The following is a 16,759-nucleotide window of genomic DNA, read 5'->3' on the forward strand; positions in this document are numbered from 1 at the left end:
TACAGCACAATCTACAAGCACTAAATACACTATTTAGCTAAATTTCACTCAACCTACTTTTATATAAGCAGTTTAAACTGGGTTTTTAGACCTCCCTCTAGTAAATTAATCATATCCGAGTGAATGTGAGTTTTTAATGTCTTTTGTTGAAGTTGCAATTAAGGTCCCTCTACCCCGTACGTTTGATTATAAACTAGACGAGGGGCAATCTGTATCTATTGGCGCTAGAGTCGAAGTATCTTTTGCGAATCGACGTTTAGTCGCGATGGTGGTCGCACTAAAAAGCGACACTCAAGTACCCGAGAATAAAATAAAGCCCATCACGCGTATAATTGATATTGAACCGGTGTTATCAGCACAACATATTGCATTTTTACGTTTTACTGCACAATATTACTGCCACCCATTAGGCGAAACACTCTTTACCGCTTTACCTGGCGCTCTGCGCAGTGGCGACCACCCCGATAAAACCACTGTTGCCACCGTCTCTTTGACAGAGTCAGGACTCACACAGCCAAAACTTCGCTCAAAGAAGCAGCAAGCATTGTTAACCCAACTGCACGCATCAGGCGCTTCAAGTATCACTGAGCTCAAAGCACTAGGTTTTACAAAACAACAAATTGATGGTCTCGAAGACAAAGCGCTCGTTAAACAGTATTTAGAACACGACACACAATGGGCACTCTCACAAAGAACAATATCTCATAAACCGCGTTTGAATGAAGAGCAAGCTGCCGCTTGCAGCGTCATTAATCAACATCAAGGCTACCAAACATTCTTGCTAGAAGGGATCACTGGTAGTGGTAAAACAGAAGTCTACTTACAATGTCTCGAAAACATCATCAACTCAGGACAACAAGCATTAATTTTAGTACCTGAAATCGGCTTAACGCCTCAAACCGTTAACCGCTTTCGCCGTCGCTTCCCCGACACACCTATAGATTTATGGCACTCTAATTTAACGGACAATGAACGCTTACATGTTTGGCGTCGTTCAGAACAAGGTAGCTGCGCACTAGTAATAGGCACGCGGTCGAGTATTTTTCTCCCCTTTAAAAATTTGGGTATGGTCATCGTTGATGAAGAACATGATAGTTCTTTCAAGCAACAAGATGGCTTACGCTACCATGCTCGGGATTTGGCGGTATATCGATGCGCTCGTATAAACATTCCACTTATTTTAGGTACTGCCACTCCTGCCTTAGAAACGCTATATAAAGCCATTGATAAGAAGTTTCAATTACTCACCTTATCGAAAAGAGCCCAAACAAAAGCAGACAACCAATTTTTACTTATCGATATGAAAGGTCAGGCTGAGCAAAATGGTTTCGCACCTGCAACTCTCAAACATATCGAGCATACGCTGGCGCGTGGCAAACAAGTCATGGTGTTTTTAAATCGTCGTGGTTATGCGCCTACCTTGCTGTGCCATGAGTGTGGCTGGCTAAGTGAGTGCTCTCATTGTTCAGCCAGCACCACTTTTCACAAAGCAATGGCACGTTTAGTTTGCCACCACTGTACACAACAAAGCTATGTACCAGCCCAATGCCCAGACTGTGGTAGTACCCAGATAATGCCTGTTGGGCTCGGCACAGAGCAGTTAGAAGATTTTTTACAACAACACTACCCAGATACCCCTATCAGTCGTATCGATAGAGACTCAACCCGCAGAAAAGGCGCGTTGGAAGGCGCTCTTGCAGACATCAACGCTGGAGGAAAACGCATATTAGTGGGTACGCAAATGCTCGCCAAAGGCCATCATTTTGCTGATGTCAGCCTCGTCATTATGCTCGATGTCGATGGTGGACTCTATTCGAGCGACTTTAGAGCTACAGAACACATGGCACAATTAATCACTCAAGTTGCGGGGCGTGCTGGACGAAGTGGCGAACCAGGGACGGTTCTCCTGCAAACTCACTTCCCTGAGCACCCTTTGTTACAAGATTTGGTTAATAACGGGTACCAAGATTTCGCTCGCTACGCGCTACAAGAACGGCAAGAGGCAGCGCTTCCTCCCTACACGCATTTAGCATTAGTACGTGTTGAAGGGACTAATTCTAAAATAGTAATCGACTTTTTAGCAGATTTGGTTCCTGTCAGCCCATACTCTGGTATACAATTACTCGGGCCAGTACCTGCCCCTATGGAGCGCGTAGCTGGAAAGTACAGATACCAATTACATATTCAAGCCTCAGAGCGACCTACTTTGCATAGCTACCTTGCTCAGTTAATGCAGTACATTAGCGAGCATAAGTTAGCAAATAGAATTCGATGGAGCATTGACGTAGATCCCACGGATACCTATTAGTAATTTATGGCACAGCACGATTATATAAATAGAAAGCCTAAAAGTAATAAAGGCAAAAACAATAAACCAGTATCGCAACGTAAACCGTTTCCTACGTTTTTAGCGGTCGCCGCACTCGTTTTAATTTCAGGATTCGTTTACGGACTTTGGTATATCAAAACCAATGCAGATCCCGCACAAGTGGAATCTGTTCAAAAAACAGCACCTGTTGCTAAGCAAGTTGATAAAGTGCTTGAAAAGCCTCGCCCACCTGAGTTTTTAGAAGAAATTAAAAACCACGAGATAAAGGTCGATGTAAAAGAGATTAAACGCCAAGGCCCTTACCAAATGCAATGCGCTTCACTCAGAAAATATTCTGAAGCCGAAGCCCTCAAAGCTAAAATCGCCTTTGCAGGGCTTGTTGCGGAGATTCGCCGCACTGAAGGCAGCAACGGGGTATGGTACCGCGTTCGCTTAGGCCCTTATGATAGTAAGCGAAAAGCCGAAAGTGACAAAAATAAATTGAAGCGGATCCACATTGTTGGCTGTGCTATTTGGGGCTGGACTTGATTTTAGTCCAATCGCCCTCATCTCTGCTGTAATTAAATTTAATACGAGGCACTAACTGCCTCTCTATTAAGGAATACTATGACTACCATCGTAAGCGTCCGCCGTGACAATAAAGTTGTTATTGGTGGAGATGGCCAAGTATCACTTGGTAATACCGTAATGAAGGGCAACGCTCGTAAAGTGCGACGTTTATACAACGGCAAAGTGCTCGCTGGATTTGCTGGCGGTACTGCAGATGCTTTTACCTTGTTTGAACGCTTTGAAAGTAAACTTGAAATGCACCAAGGGCATTTAACAAAAGCCGCTGTAGAAATGGCCAAAGATTGGCGTAGTGATAGAGCTCTGCGTAAACTTGAAGCACTACTTGCAGTTGCAGATGAAACCGCTTCTTTGATCATTACCGGTAATGGTGACGTAGTTCAGCCTGAGAATGACTTAATTGCCATCGGTAGCGGCGGTAACTTTGCCCAATCAGCAGCCACTGCTTTATTAGAAAATACCGATTTAGGTGCCGCAGAAATTGTTGAGAAAAGCCTTAAGATCGCAGGTGATATCTGCGTATTTACCAACAACTTTCATACCATCGAAGAATTGTAAGAGGAATTGCCATGACTGCAATGACCCCAAGAGAAATTGTCCACGAATTAGATCAACACATTATAGGTCAAAATAAAGCAAAAAAAGCTGTGGCTATCGCGCTACGTAATCGCTGGCGCCGTATGCAACTAAGTGATGATTTACGTGCTGAAGTAACCCCAAAAAACATTTTAATGATTGGTCCTACTGGTGTTGGTAAAACTGAAATAGCACGTCGCTTAGCAAAGTTAGCCAATGCCCCATTTTTAAAAGTAGAAGCGACCAAATTCACCGAAGTCGGTTATGTTGGTAAAGAAGTTGAAACTATCATCCGTGATTTAGTCGATATTTCAATTAAAATGACACGTGAGCAACAATCTAAAAAGCATCAGCATAGAGCTGAAGAAGCCGCTGAAGAACGTATTTTAGATGCGTTATTGCCGCCAGCGAAAGATGCATGGGGTGAATCACAACCAGCTGACAATACTTCTACACGACAAGTTTTCCGTAAAAAGTTGCGTGAAGGCCAGCTGGACGATAAAGAGATCGACATTGATATTGCTGAAGCACAGCCTCAAGTTGAGATCATGTCACCTCCTGGTATGGAAGAAATGACGAACCAATTACAGGGCATGTTCCAAAACATGACCGGTGAGAAAAAGAAAAGTCGCAAACTTAAAATCAAAGATGCGTTTAAGCTACTCATTGAAGAAGAAGCCGCTAAAATGGTGAACCCGGAAGAGCTTAAGGAGCAGGCAATATTTGCTGTTGAGCAAAATGGTATCGTCTTTATCGATGAAATTGACAAGATCTGTAAACGTGGTGAAGCACAAGGTCCAGATGTAAGCCGTGAAGGTGTACAGCGCGACTTACTACCTTTAATTGAAGGCTCTACCGTTAGTACGAAACATGGCATGGTAAAAACTGACCATATTCTGTTTATTGCATCTGGTGCATTTCAGATGTCAAAACCATCTGATTTGATCCCTGAATTACAAGGTCGATTACCGATCCGAGTTGAGCTAGAAGCACTCACAGCGAAAGACTTTGAGCGTATCTTAACAGAGCCCCATGCGTCGTTAACTGAGCAGCAGCAAGCACTACTCAAAACAGAGCAAGTGGATATCAATTTCACAGAAGATGCGCTAACTCGTATTGCTGAAGCAGCATGGCGTGTAAACGAGAAAACCGAGAATATAGGTGCCCGTCGTTTACATACTGTCATGGAAAAGCTCATGGAAGAAATTTCATTTGATGCTTCAGAGCGCAATGGTGAAGCACTAGAAATTAATGCTCAGTATGTTGAACAACATCTGGATGCATTAGTGCAAGATGAAGATTTAAGCCGCTTTATTTTATAAGCAGCGCAACTATGATAAAACGGAGCCTCTGCTCCGTTTTTTTATGGACTCATTGTTATGTATTTAGTCACGAAACTCCATTTACATCGTAAAAGCAACATACTAGATGTTCATTTTGACGATGATATGATTTACTCACTAAGTTGTGAGTACCTGCGTACACACTCTCCTTCTGCAGAAGTACAAGGCCACGGCGCTGAGCAAAGTAAACTGGTATTAAATAAACACGCCGTTGCAATTACAACCCTCGAGCCTGTAGGCCACTATGCGGTACGACTCAGCTTTGATGATGGCCATAATTCAGGCCTATTCAGTTGGCAATACTTACGAGAGCTCGGTGTAAACCACACGACTTACTGGCAAACCTACAGTGACAGAGTCGCCCAGCATAATAAACACGCTCATAGCGTGCCGATAAAATTTATGCCGTAGCCTTGTGCTAAAACGATTTTCACAGGTAATTTGTAATCCAAAACATATTACTTAAGTAAACGGGCCTTTGCGTTACAACAATGACCAACCTATTACTATGCTCAGATATATCTCTTTATCTCAGGTATAAAAAACGCAGCGTTCAGCTGCGTTTTAAGAATGATATATAAGCCGTTTACACTTTATATTTCGCGACTGCCTGATGAAGCACACTGGCCTGTTCTGATACTTCTTCACTGCTTTGCGCGTTCGATTGCGCATGTTCAGAGGCTACTTGTGCAATATCTCTAATGCGCACTACATTCTTATTCACTTCAGAGGCTACTTGGTTTTGCTCATCAATGGCAGTGGCAATATGCGTGCTCATATCCATAATAGTTTGTACATCTGTTGTTATGGACGTCAGTAACTCGCCTGCTTTTTCAGCCTGCGATACACTTTCACTCCCCTGTACTCGGCATTGCTCCATAATATTGACAACCTCTCTCGTGCGTTGTTGCAACGTCGAAATAATACTTTCGATCTCTTGGGTAGAGTCTTGGGTACGCTGTGCCAATGAGCGCACTTCATCTGCTACCACTGCAAACCCACGACCTTGCTCACCTGCTCGCGCAGCCTCAATAGCCGCGTTTAACGCGAGTAAGTTGGTTTGCTCCGCAATTCCGCGAATAACATCCAAAACAGACCCTATCGTTTCACCGTCTTTTTCTAACTGAGAAACCACATCTGACGCACCCGCAAGTGAGTCAGATAAAACCATAATGTGCTTAATGGTCGCGTCTACTTCATTACGACCTTGCTGAGCATTATTGTTAGTTGATTCTGCTTTTTGCGCAGCAGCCTCAGTATTATGAGATATATCTTGAATGGTCGCCTGCATTTCAGTTGCTGCGGTTGCCACCATATCTGCTTCATGTAATTGCTCATGCATGCCAGAGCTAGTCTGTGCTGTTGTTTCTGTTAAATGCTGCGTTGCATCATTAATCGTGCCTAACGCTGAATTAACTTCTGAAATAAGAATTCTAAAATCACCGACTAAGCTATTAAAATCACGCGTCATCACTGTTATTTCATCATTACCAGATTGCTCAATCGTCACACCTAAATTATTTTCCCGGCGAATTCGCTCAATAGTTTGATAAACACGCTCTACTGGTTGAATAATTGAGCGGCTCGTTAGAAGCACTAAAATCATTACGATGACAGCGGCAACGACAAAAATTGTAATCCCCATAAATTGGGTGTGATCAGCATTGAGTTTAATTTCTTGCTTCGTTTGCTCTACAATATCAGCAACTACTTGGTCGCTTTTTTGTACATTAACTTTCATTTTACCCAACGCACCGTCGTCAAGGCTTAGCCCTAAGGTTTGCTGTGCACTGACTAATGCGCCAAACTTTTGTTGATACTCAGCCACTAACGCCAACAAACTCTCCTGATATGACCGATCAAACCCTGCCTGCGTAATTTGTGTGTTAAAAGTGGCAATCAACTTATCAAACTTAGTTAAGTACTTAAGGTTAAATCGCAGCATAAAATCTTTTTCTGCTCGCCTTAACTGCAGCATTGTGGTCAATAACTCGAAGTTTTTGCGTTGTTTTAATAGTGTCTCAACTTTATGAACTGCCCCTCTTAACTCACCATACAGTGCATCTTTTGGGTGCAAGCCAATGACTTTTTGAAGTTCCACAACCGCATGAAAATCTTGATTATAAGCCGCTGCAAGGCGTTTGAATTCATTAAGTTGTGATGCATCGATATCAAACTCAGTGAATATTTCCGCTAAGTAAACTGTTTTTTGCTGTAATTTTGCATACTCTGCTTCAAATTTCTCTAGGGCGTCCGTGTCCTTATAAAACAGGAAATTTTTCTCATACTTACGCATTGCCAATTCATGAATGTCTAATTCTTCAGCATATTCAATGGTTTCATTGAGTCTGAGCATTGTTTTTGCTTCTAGAATTATCACGAACAGCATCACTAACATTGCGATACCCACAACAAGGGCATTCAGTTGCAAGCGTCGTTTAATGGTTAAATTTTCCAATAAGGCCATACTGTTACCTATATTTTTTGCTACCTAACGAACAGTATAGCCGAGAATATGTGCCAATGCGTATCACAAATGCATTACACTAAAGAAAAAACTCTGCATCACTATTGCAAAAAGATAGGATAAAGCAGGGAGTTAGGCTGCTTTAGATGACTGCACTCGCAATCCTTGCCAAAGTGAATTATGTAAACCTTCCAAATCATGCCATTGTTTAGATAACAACCAATCGACAAGGACACATGGATCTGCGGGAAAATCGATGCTTTTACCACTTGGCTCAACCAAAAACTCTTCCAGTGCATCTGAACTAAGATAGTGCATTACGCGTGCAAACCCCATATCCTGTAAAGTCTGTGCATTAGCATGCTGTTCAAATTGCCCCTCTAACGGCTTTAATAATAATTTTTTACCGAACTTAAGCGCTTCACTGGAGAGTTCAAACCCCGCATTACCCACTACACCGCTGGTATTAGCTAAGTCTTTGAGGAACCCTTCTCGACTCGGTGCGCGCAAATGAATGTGTGTTTTAGAACAGTCTTTCGCATCAGGGTGATAACAATAAAACTCCTTATCTGGAAAATCACGTAGAAACTCTAACACCCGATTTAAGTCTTCAAATGGGAGGTAAACCAACACTTTATTTTCAATCGAACGGCAATGGTTAATTGGCTTTTCATAAGGGATAAAGGGCGGAATTATATTTTTAGAGAACGGCTGCCAATGCACACCGAGGTGAATATCTGCCGGCGCAAACTGCTTTAGGAAAGTACGCTTCAAGAAGCCATGGCTATGCATAGGTACTTCCGGACTAAGAAAAGCCGCTTGATGGCTCATCGCAATGACTGGAACTTTGGCAAGCCTAGCAGCCCAGGCACTCACCGGCTCAAAATCATTAAACACTAAGTCATATTGGTCTACCTCTAATCGACGTACGTCTTTAACAAACTGACCTAGCTTAATATTTTTTAACGTATCAATCTGATTCACTTGCCCGTTACGCGTACTGAAACTCAGCCCAGTTTTAGTTTGATAGTCACCAAACGATGCCATATCAAAATACTTCGTGTTATCACGACCTGAGAATATATAGTCAACATCTACATTCTTTCTTGCAAAGCAATCAGCCATAACTCGAGCTCGGGTAATATGCCCATTTCCGGTGCCTTGTACGCCATATAATATCTTCATAACATCCCTACTAAAAAAATAGATAAGCTCGCACAACCGATCCCCATTAAAGCGCCGACAACAACATCCAGTGGATAATGTACTCCAACCACCACACGTGACAAAGAGACTCCAGCAGCCCATATAAACAATAACCACCAGTACACTGACAAATGCTCGACAATACACACAGCATAAAGCCACGCCCCTGCACTATGGCCTGACGGCAAACTAAATTTATCTGCCGGCGTTAAGAGTGCTTTTAATGCATAACAGTCACACGGTCGAACACGTGCAATACGCTTTTTAAGAAAGAAGTAAAGCGGGCGTTCAATTGCAAATGCCAATACCGCAGTCAAAGCAAATTGTTGGCCCAATTGCTCAAAAAACAGCGCGCATATTAATGCTAATACAATATATAAACCGCCATTGCCACTTTTCGAGAAGGCCAGCGCAGCAATTCGCCACCAATGCTTTGGGCTCGGTGTAAAAACCGCAAAATAAAGAACTGTGTCTAACTGTGCTAATTTACCTTTCATTTTATATGCACCTGTTATTTGCCTACATTTTCAGCATAGAAGAGCTAAATAACAAAGCGGTGACAGTTTTGCGACACTAATATGTAAGTTACTGTTTAGCATTGCTATGGCCAATTATGGGAGTATACTGAATCCAACTTTTGTTATTTTTTCAGAGGATTTAAAGTATGGATTACAGCACTTCAGACCTATGTGATCATTTTGCTGACGTGGTTGATGTTCTCGAACCTATGTTTATTAACTTTGGGGGGAAAACCGCCTTTAGCGGCCGTATTCAAACTGTAAAATGTTTTGAAAATAACGAATTGATCAGGTCAATGCTAGGACAAGATGGTAGCGATAGCATCCTATTAATTGATGGCGGCGGCTCAACTAGACGGGCGCTCATTGATATTGATCTTGCTGAATTAGCGGTTGAAAATAACTGGCAAGGTATTATCGTTTATGGTGCCGTTCGCCATGTGGACGAACTGGAAGAGTGTAGCATCGGTATTCAAGCAATTACGTCAATTCCTGTATCCGCCGACAGTTCAGGCGCTGGCGAGCAAGGTATACCCGTTAACTTTGCCGGTGTCTCCTTTTTCGATGACGACTACCTTTATGCCGACAGTACAGGAATAATTATCTCAGCCGAAGAATTACTCCTTGAAGTAGATGACACCCAAGATTAGTAAACCATGACAGAATACCTACACATATATCACGAGGCTGACATCAACAGCCTCGTTACCGAACGTAAGAATGAACGTAAATTTTGGCAATCACTGACCTTTTTAGATACAAATATAGCCACGGTGCAAGCATTAAAAGATGCGGCTTCGTTCGGTATAAAATATGTACTTATTGGCGTGAATGAAGATATTGGTCCTAGAGCAAACTGTGGCCAAGGTGGTGCAACTCTTGGCTGGCAAGCCTTTTTAAAGCGCTTCTTAAACCTCCCTTGTAACCAGTTCTTAGACCCAAAGAATGTTTTGTTATTAGGTGAAATCGTTTGTGACGACTTACAAACCGCCAGTACCGACTTGTGTAATACAGACCTTGAGCAGCTATCGCAATTACGAGATTTATGCGCCGAAATAGATCAACGTGTCAATGATGTCCTCAGCATGGTGTTTTTAGCAGGGCTAGAGCCTATCATTATTGGTGGCGGCCATAATAATTGTTTTGGCATCTTAAAAGCGTTACATAATGCCAGTGGTACATCATGCAATGCTATCAACTTTGATCCACACGCTGATTTTAGAGCAATAGAAGGTCGCCATAGCGGTAACGGCTTCCATTATGCTTACCAACAAAATATGCTTAATGATTATCATGTGGTCGGCTTGCATGAACAAAAAAATAATCAGGCAATCATCGACGCTTTACACAAAGCACAATTCACCTATACCAGTTATCAAGATATTTTAGTCACTCGAAAGGCAACATTAACCCACGCAATCACCACCGGATTAAAGCGCTTTACCGATGATAAACCATTAGGGATTGAGGTAGACGTTGACAGTATCAGCGGTATGCCAGTCAGCGCATTTACCAATTGTGGTTTTAGTACGAATGACGCTGAACATTTTGTGTCATTATCAGCAGAACAACGCAATGTGGCTTATTTACACCTGTGTGAAGCTGCGCCAGCCAATCATCCACAAGGCCTTGCACAAGGGATGATCGAAGCAGGGCAAGTACTCAGTGGTTTAGTATGTAGTTACTTAGCAAGTCGAGCCCGCATTGAGCAATAGTCTATTTACTCATGCTCTATTTTCCATTGCTTTAACCAACTGATCATACCCACACTGCTCAGAGGCCTTGCAAAAAAGTAACCCTGAGCAGCAAAGGTATCAAGATTTTGTACAAAATTGAGCTGCTCTTGTGTTTCAACCCCTTCACAAATTACTTTACTGTTCAGTTGTTGCTGCATCTCTACCATACCACGCACCACGCTTTTAAATTGACCTTGTTGTTGATGCCCTGCAGTCAAAGAGCGACCCACTTTCACATAATCCACGCTCAATTTTGGTAATTTCGCTAATATAAGCGGCGCTTCACCAAACCCATCAACACACAAACGCACACCAATGCTTCGCAACCGAGCGACCATTGCTACGCCTTGTGCATCCAGCGACATAAATAATGCTGATGGGCACTCAATGATCAAATCCCCCGGTAGCAAATGATGTTCAAGCAAGATTCTATCTAAAAATTCAATGAACTCTTCGTGCAACATCTCTGGACCAAAAACGTTTACACTCAGTGGCATATGAATGTTATCCATACGCAATGCCATTGCAATCTCTGCTGCACGCTCAATCACATAATACGCCACAGGAACAGCCAGTCCTGCTAATCTAATATCTTCTATAAATTTACCGGCTGCCAAAATACCTTGCTTTGGGTGCTGCCAGCGAAGTAATAGTTCTAAAAACTCTATTTCTCCATCTTTATGGCGGATCACCGGCTGAAAATACAGTTCAAATTCACTGCGAAAATCAATGTGTGCCAGCTCAGCGAGTCGTGCCTGTTGCTCTAACTTCGTAATTTGCATTTGCTGTTGATAAGCACACACCGAGCGATTTGGTTGGCTATCTAGCGCCAAGAATGCACAGGTGATCAGGTTGTCAAATTGACCGAGTTCTTCGTCGCAATTAACATAGCTGGCGCGTGCACTCACTTCCAACGTACAGTTACCCACATTGAAAGGTTTCAATGTACTGCGAATGATATCGTCAATTAGCTGCTCATGAAGATGTTTTTGGTTGCTCAGACCACAGACAAAGACAAAATTGAGCCCGCCTAAATGCGCCACCCGCGCCATATCATTGCCATTGGCAATCGCGACGACATCATGGCTTTGTAATTGTTGTTTTATACGATTTGCAGACTGCGCTAAGAGTAAGTCGCCAAACTCTCGACCTAAATGTAGATTCACCTGTTCAAACCCTTCAAGGCGAATCATCACTAACATAGCTGGCCCTGGCTCTGTGACTCTATATTCTGTAAATGCGGCTCTTAAACTCGCTCTATCGGGTAACCCAAGAATATCATGCGCTTGATCGCTCACCACTTCATTGTGCGGCACTGAGGCTTCTTTCTCTCGCGTCATAAAGTAAAGTTGGCCTAGATACAAAACCGCCAATACAGTGATACCTAATGGCCTAGGCCAAAGCCAAAGAATATGTCCACCAAGCAGTATAATAAATAGAACCGTTGATAAACAGGCAAGTACCAAGTAATTATCTTCATCATGGCGTAGGCCAAAATGAATGTGCGCAAGGAGGGAAAGTCCGAATAAATACGACAACCATTCGGTATTGAGCGCCAGGAGCGCCAAGCTTATACTCGCAGTCAATGCATGAAGTATGCGTAAACTGGCGGATTTAGTTACCACGATAGCTGCGATGCTGCCCATCAATACTACACCCGCTAGCAGCGCCGCTAGAAGGGGGATCCCCCCCTGTTGCATTCCGTTGATTACAGGAATAGTTGTGACGGACCACATATATGTGAACACCGACATCAACACCCCGATATAAATAATTAATTCTGAGTAAGTTTACCTAATATCCAGAGATTTAACAGATCATTTACGCCAAATTGGTAACTTAATTGTGCTGGGTGACTAATATCCCACAATGCAAAGTCAGCTCGCATCCCTACTTTCAGCATACCTCTATCAGATAAACCCAGTGCCTTTGCTGCATGGCAGGTAACACCTTGCAATGTTTCTTCCGGGGTCATCCTAAATAGCGTACACCCCATATTCAACATTAAACGCAATGAGCATAATGGTGCGGTACCAGGATTAAAATCACTGGCAATGGCCATGGGTACCTTGTGCTTACGCAACAACTCTAATGGGGGTAACTGTGTCTCTCGTAAAAAATAAAATGCACCAGGTAACAACACAGCGATCGTGCCAGCCTTCGCCATTGCCATAACACCTGCTTCATCTAAATATTCTATGTGATCCGCCGATAACCCAGAAAACTCAGCCACCAGCTCTGTGCCCTTTTGGTTGGACAACTGCTCAGCGTGACACTTTACTTTTAGTCCTAACTTTGTCGCGGCTTCAAATACTCGGCGCGTTTGTTCATAACTGAACCCCACATTTTCACAAAACACATCCACTGCACTGGCCAGCTTTAGCTTTGCAACCTGAGGTAACATTTCATCACATACAATATCAATATAAGCATCGGCTTGATTCTTATATTCAGGAGGTAACGCATGCGCGCCTAAAAACGTACTGTGTATATCAATTGGATGATGTTCAGCAAGCAGCTTATTCACTTCCAATAGCTTCAGTTCATTTTCAGTATCTAAGCCATAACCCGTTTTACTTTCAACAGTCGTTACCCCTTCACGTAATAAACTATTTAAACGCCCCTTTGCATTAACAAATAACGTTTCATGATCAGCTTCTCGCGTTGCTCTAACAGTACTGGCTATACCACCACCTTGCTCCGCAATTTGCTGATAAGAAACACCTTGCAGCCGCTGCTCAAACTCTGTAGCACGATCCCCTGCAAACAAAATATGGGTATGGCAATCAATGAGTCCGGGTGTCAACCAAGCCCCTTTTGCGCTGTGGACTGGGGTCGCCAGTGCATCAAATTCAGGCATCTCAGCTTGCAGGCCAAGCCAGCTGATCACGCCCTCTTTAATCATAATCGCCCCTTGCTCTATCATGCCATAGGGTGCAATGCGCTCTGCGTCCATTGTCGCAAGGTTAACATCTGTAATTACTAAATCAGGCTCAATCATTGCTACTACTCCAAAAAATATCTGGTTTGAGTTTAACAAGCTTACTTGTATATACAAGATATCTGTGCCACCTTTATTCATATCTTCATAAAAATAGGTATTCAGGCCGTGACACAAACGCCCAAGTTTGCTCTTATAAAACAGCATATCATTGATAATATTCAAGCAGCAAAATGGGTTGAAAATCAGCGTGTACCCTCTGAGAATGAGCTCGCAGAGCAGTTTTCTGTCAGTCGCATGACCGCACGACGGGCACTCAGCGAACTGACTGAAGCGGGCATACTCACTCGCAGCCAAGGATTAGGAACTTTCGTTGCCAGCCTTAAGTCGCAATCATCGTTACTCGAAATTAAAAACATAGCTGATGAAGTACAGGCACGCAATGGGGTGTACTCTTGTAGTGTTTTATCGTTAGAATCTATCTCGGCCGTCGCACCAATTGCAATTGCACTCGGTGTAGAAATAAATAGCCAAGTATATCGCAGTGTATTGGTACATAATGAAAACGAGCAACCGCTGCAAGTAGAAGAACGATTTGTCAATCCAGCACTTGCCATACACTATTTACAACAAGATTTTAATCACATCACGCCACACGAATATTTGTCACAAGTTGCCCCATTAACTGAAGCTCGCCATACGGTAGAAGCTATTATGCCAAGCAATGAAGTTTGCCAATGGCTAAGTTTATACAATGAAGAGCCGTGTTTGCAGGTCATAAGGCGTACATGGTCATCAGAGGGGATCGTCAGCTTTGCACGCCTTATTTCGCCCGGCAGTAAATACCGTTTAGGCGGGCATTTAACATTTAAACGTCACTAAATTGTATGGTGGTATTCAAATCCCAGCTGACAAATAGCTGAGCCATCTATAATACGCTCCACTTTTTCGGCAGAGCTAAATTCAGGAACTAAGGTGTTAAGTGCCTGACATTTTTTTTGATAGTACTGTGTGCGTGTAGGATGCCACGCATTACACACATTGTATATTGGCTGAGCTGCTCGCCACTGTGACAATACCGTAAAAATGGCATTGATCACATCTTGCTGATGCACCATATTTACCAAGCTTTGCGAAGAGCTTTTTAATGTTTTCCCTGCGACAAAATTACCCGGCTCTCGGCCCGGACCAACCAATCCAGCTAGACGTAACACTTTACCCTGCTGACTGGTCACCAGCTCTTCTGCCGTGACTAATACTTGCTGGCGCTCTGTGGAAGTATCAAGGTCACTATACTCGCTATATATACCCTCTGCATTACTATATACACCTGTACTAGAACAAAGTAGAAACCCCCGAGCGGACATTGTTTTACTTAGCGCTAAAGCCTGCTGCAACATAAGCAAATACTTACTATCAGCATGCCTGGCTCTAGGTGGTAACGCACAGACCCACCATGCATCATGTAAAGATAGCGTATGCTCAATGTGCTCATTTGGCATCGCTAAATAACGTTCAAATGAAACGGCCTCATCGGGGCTACGCCGAGTACCTTCGACCTGCCAGTCCAAATCACGTGCTTGCTGGCATAAAGGGTGCCCTAACCAGCCTGCACCTACCACAACTAATCGCGTCATAATTTACTTCCAAATTTCAGTTACAGATCTTCAGTGTCACACTTTACTCAGCCATAATAAAAACCTTTAAAGGTGTCTATATAATTATGCATCACCGCGTAAAACGTTATAAAATTGCTATTTTAGCTTTGACTTGAGCGCATCACTGGCAGCAGTACTTCAGCACTTAACCCACCTTGCTTGCGATTGCGGAGCCTTACCGTACCACCATGTGTGGTCACAATTCGTTTAATTATGGCAAGTCCTAAACCACTTCCTTCACTACCGCGAGCTTGATCTCCTTGCTTAAACGGCTCAAACACAGTTTCCAATTCACTCTCTGGAATACCAGGGCCCCGATCTTGTACTTTAATGAGTACTGATTTGTGCTGTTTACTGAACCCCGTAGACACTGAAATAGCCCCATCGGAATAACGGATCGCATTTTCAATCATATTCGTTAGCACTCGCTTTAATGCGACCGTATTTAATAAAACCGTTGGCAGCGATGCCTCCGTTTCAAGCTGAATTGTTCGCTGATGTTTTTGCTCTACACTGACCACGTCTTCAACGATGGTATTGATATCTTCAAGTACCATCTCACTGGAATTATGATGCCGTAAATATTCAATAAACTGATCAATAATCGCATTCATATCTTCAATATCGTCAATGATCCCCTCTTTGAGGTAATCTTCTTCATCCGACATCATTTCAGTAGCTAACCGAATACGTGTGAGAGGCGTTCACAGATCATGCGACACGCCAGCCATCAGCAAGCGACGGTCACTTTCAAGCTCAGCGATCCCTTTCGACATTTGATTAAATGCCTTGGTCACTTCAATAACTTCAGTTGCACCACTTTCTTTAAGACGCGTTGAAAAATCCCCAACCCCCACTCGTCCAGCGGCTGTTTGAAGTGCCCTCAACGGTCGATTAAGATGTCGAGCAAACCACCACCCACCGAGTACACTTAAAAATCCAATACTAGAAAGGTAAAAGACCAAAAATTCTAACTTTGTTTCGCTAAAACCGGTTAAAGGAACCCGTACCCAATAACCTGGTGCTTGCGGTGCCTCAACCCAATACACTATCGGATCTCCTTGGCTTATCCTCACTCGTGCTGAACCATTTAATTGCTCAGACATACTCTTAGACAATAACGTGTACTCTTTGGCGTCACCAAGGCCATTAATATAGGCCTCTCTTTGCGTCATCACCTCTATTCCCGTTATCTCAAAAAACACATCAGACAACTCTGAAGACACTTCAACGCCATCTTCCCAATCAATAAAGACTGTTTTTACTTGTTTCGCCAGCATAAGGTTTGCTTGCTCAAATGTCGGCTTAATCACGTACAGAGTCACCGTGATGTAAGACATTATTTGATTAACGAGTAACAATGCCCCAACAAAAAAAACGGTTTGCCCGAATGCACTTTTTGGAAATAAACTCATAAA

General features: G+C 43.0%; 14 protein-coding genes and 1 pseudogene. 8 read left to right on the top strand and 7 right to left on the bottom strand.

Translation table 11 applies throughout. The features are described 5' to 3' along the window. Positions 1–136 precede the first annotated feature (136 nt). The 5 genes from priA (at position 137) to PCIT_RS16060 (ending at position 5,226) form a co-directional block, all read left to right on the top strand. The gene (gene priA / locus PCIT_RS16040; RefSeq protein ID WP_010366425.1) at positions 137–2,308 is read left to right on the top strand and encodes a primosomal protein N'; all 2,172 of its coding nucleotides are present in this window, start codon (positions 137–139) and stop codon (positions 2,306–2,308) included. Between the two features lie 6 nt (positions 2,309–2,314). Next, positions 2,315–2,857, top strand: a complete 543-nt coding sequence (locus tag PCIT_RS16045; protein WP_010366423.1) for an SPOR domain-containing protein — start codon at positions 2,315–2,317, stop codon at positions 2,855–2,857. Between the two features lie 78 nt (positions 2,858–2,935). Continuing rightward, on the top strand, positions 2,936–3,454 hold the full coding sequence (gene hslV / locus PCIT_RS16050; protein ID WP_010366422.1) for an ATP-dependent protease subunit HslV: 519 nt from the start codon (positions 2,936–2,938) through the stop codon (positions 3,452–3,454). An 11-nt stretch (positions 3,455–3,465) separates the two neighbouring features. Continuing rightward, positions 3,466–4,794 carry an HslU--HslV peptidase ATPase subunit gene (gene hslU, locus PCIT_RS16055; RefSeq protein ID WP_010366420.1) on the top strand — a complete coding sequence of 443 codons (1,329 nt, stop codon included), beginning with the start codon at positions 3,466–3,468 and terminating at the stop codon, positions 4,792–4,794. Positions 4,795–4,851: 57 nt separating this feature from the next. Continuing rightward, positions 4,852–5,226: a gamma-butyrobetaine hydroxylase family protein gene (locus tag PCIT_RS16060; protein ID WP_010366418.1), complete on the top strand. Its 375-nt coding sequence runs from the start codon at positions 4,852–4,854 to the stop codon at positions 5,224–5,226. A gap of 175 nt (positions 5,227–5,401) precedes the next feature. Here the strand turns inward: PCIT_RS16060 and PCIT_RS16065 are convergent, their stop codons facing one another. The 3 genes from PCIT_RS16065 to PCIT_RS16075 all read right to left on the bottom strand — a co-directional run bounded on the left by PCIT_RS16065 (position 5,402) and on the right by PCIT_RS16075 (position 8,985). Next, entirely contained in the window at positions 5,402–7,282 is a 1,881-nt protein-coding gene (locus PCIT_RS16065) for a methyl-accepting chemotaxis protein (RefSeq protein WP_010366416.1), read from the bottom strand. Positions 7,283–7,414: 132 nt separating this feature from the next. After that, a complete protein-coding gene (locus PCIT_RS16070) occupies positions 7,415–8,467 on the bottom strand; it encodes an MJ1255/VC2487 family glycosyltransferase (RefSeq protein ID WP_010366414.1) in 1,053 nt (350 codons plus the stop codon). Beyond that, the gene (locus tag PCIT_RS16075; protein WP_010366412.1) at positions 8,464–8,985 is read right to left on the bottom strand and encodes a phosphatase PAP2 family protein; all 522 of its coding nucleotides are present in this window, start codon (positions 8,983–8,985) and stop codon (positions 8,464–8,466) included. Before PCIT_RS16075 ends, PCIT_RS16070 begins: the two co-directional genes overlap by 4 nt. Before the next feature lie 167 nt (positions 8,986–9,152). On the opposite strand from PCIT_RS16075, the gene rraA reads away from it, so the two are divergent. Both rraA and PCIT_RS16085 read left to right on the top strand, forming a co-directional pair. Beyond that, complete coding sequence (gene rraA / locus PCIT_RS16080) at positions 9,153–9,656, top strand: ribonuclease E activity regulator RraA (protein ID WP_010366411.1); 504 nt, start codon at positions 9,153–9,155, stop codon at positions 9,654–9,656. A gap of 6 nt (positions 9,657–9,662) precedes the next feature. After that, positions 9,663–10,721, top strand: a complete 1,059-nt coding sequence (locus PCIT_RS16085; protein ID WP_010366408.1) for a formimidoylglutamase — start codon at positions 9,663–9,665, stop codon at positions 10,719–10,721. 5 nt (positions 10,722–10,726) lie between these two features. On the opposite strand, the gene PCIT_RS16090 is transcribed toward PCIT_RS16085, so the two are convergent. Both PCIT_RS16090 and hutI read right to left on the bottom strand, forming a co-directional pair. Continuing rightward, entirely contained in the window at positions 10,727–12,388 is a 1,662-nt protein-coding gene (locus tag PCIT_RS16090) for an EAL domain-containing protein (RefSeq protein WP_010366406.1), read from the bottom strand. 128 nt (positions 12,389–12,516) lie between these two features. Continuing rightward, entirely contained in the window at positions 12,517–13,743 is a 1,227-nt protein-coding gene (gene hutI, locus PCIT_RS16095; protein ID WP_040698064.1) for an imidazolonepropionase, read from the bottom strand. Between the two features lie 108 nt (positions 13,744–13,851). On the opposite strand from hutI, the gene hutC reads away from it, so the two are divergent. Next, complete coding sequence (gene hutC, locus PCIT_RS16100; RefSeq protein WP_010366401.1) at positions 13,852–14,565, top strand: histidine utilization repressor; 714 nt, start codon at positions 13,852–13,854, stop codon at positions 14,563–14,565. On the opposite strand, the gene PCIT_RS16105 is transcribed toward hutC, so the two are convergent. Both PCIT_RS16105 and envZ read right to left on the bottom strand, forming a co-directional pair. Continuing rightward, positions 14,562–15,320 (bottom strand): Rossmann-fold NAD(P)-binding domain-containing protein, encoded by a 759-nt coding sequence (locus tag PCIT_RS16105; protein ID WP_010366400.1) that lies wholly within the window; start codon positions 15,318–15,320, stop codon positions 14,562–14,564. The genes hutC and PCIT_RS16105 overlap by 4 nt on opposite strands. 122 nt (positions 15,321–15,442) lie before the next feature. After that, positions 15,443–16,756 (bottom strand): annotated as a pseudogene (gene envZ / locus PCIT_RS16110) (two-component system sensor histidine kinase EnvZ). Positions 16,757–16,759 lie beyond the last annotated feature (3 nt).

The organism is Pseudoalteromonas citrea (assembly GCF_000238375.3).
Lineage (GTDB): Bacteria > Pseudomonadota > Gammaproteobacteria > Enterobacterales > Alteromonadaceae > Pseudoalteromonas > Pseudoalteromonas citrea.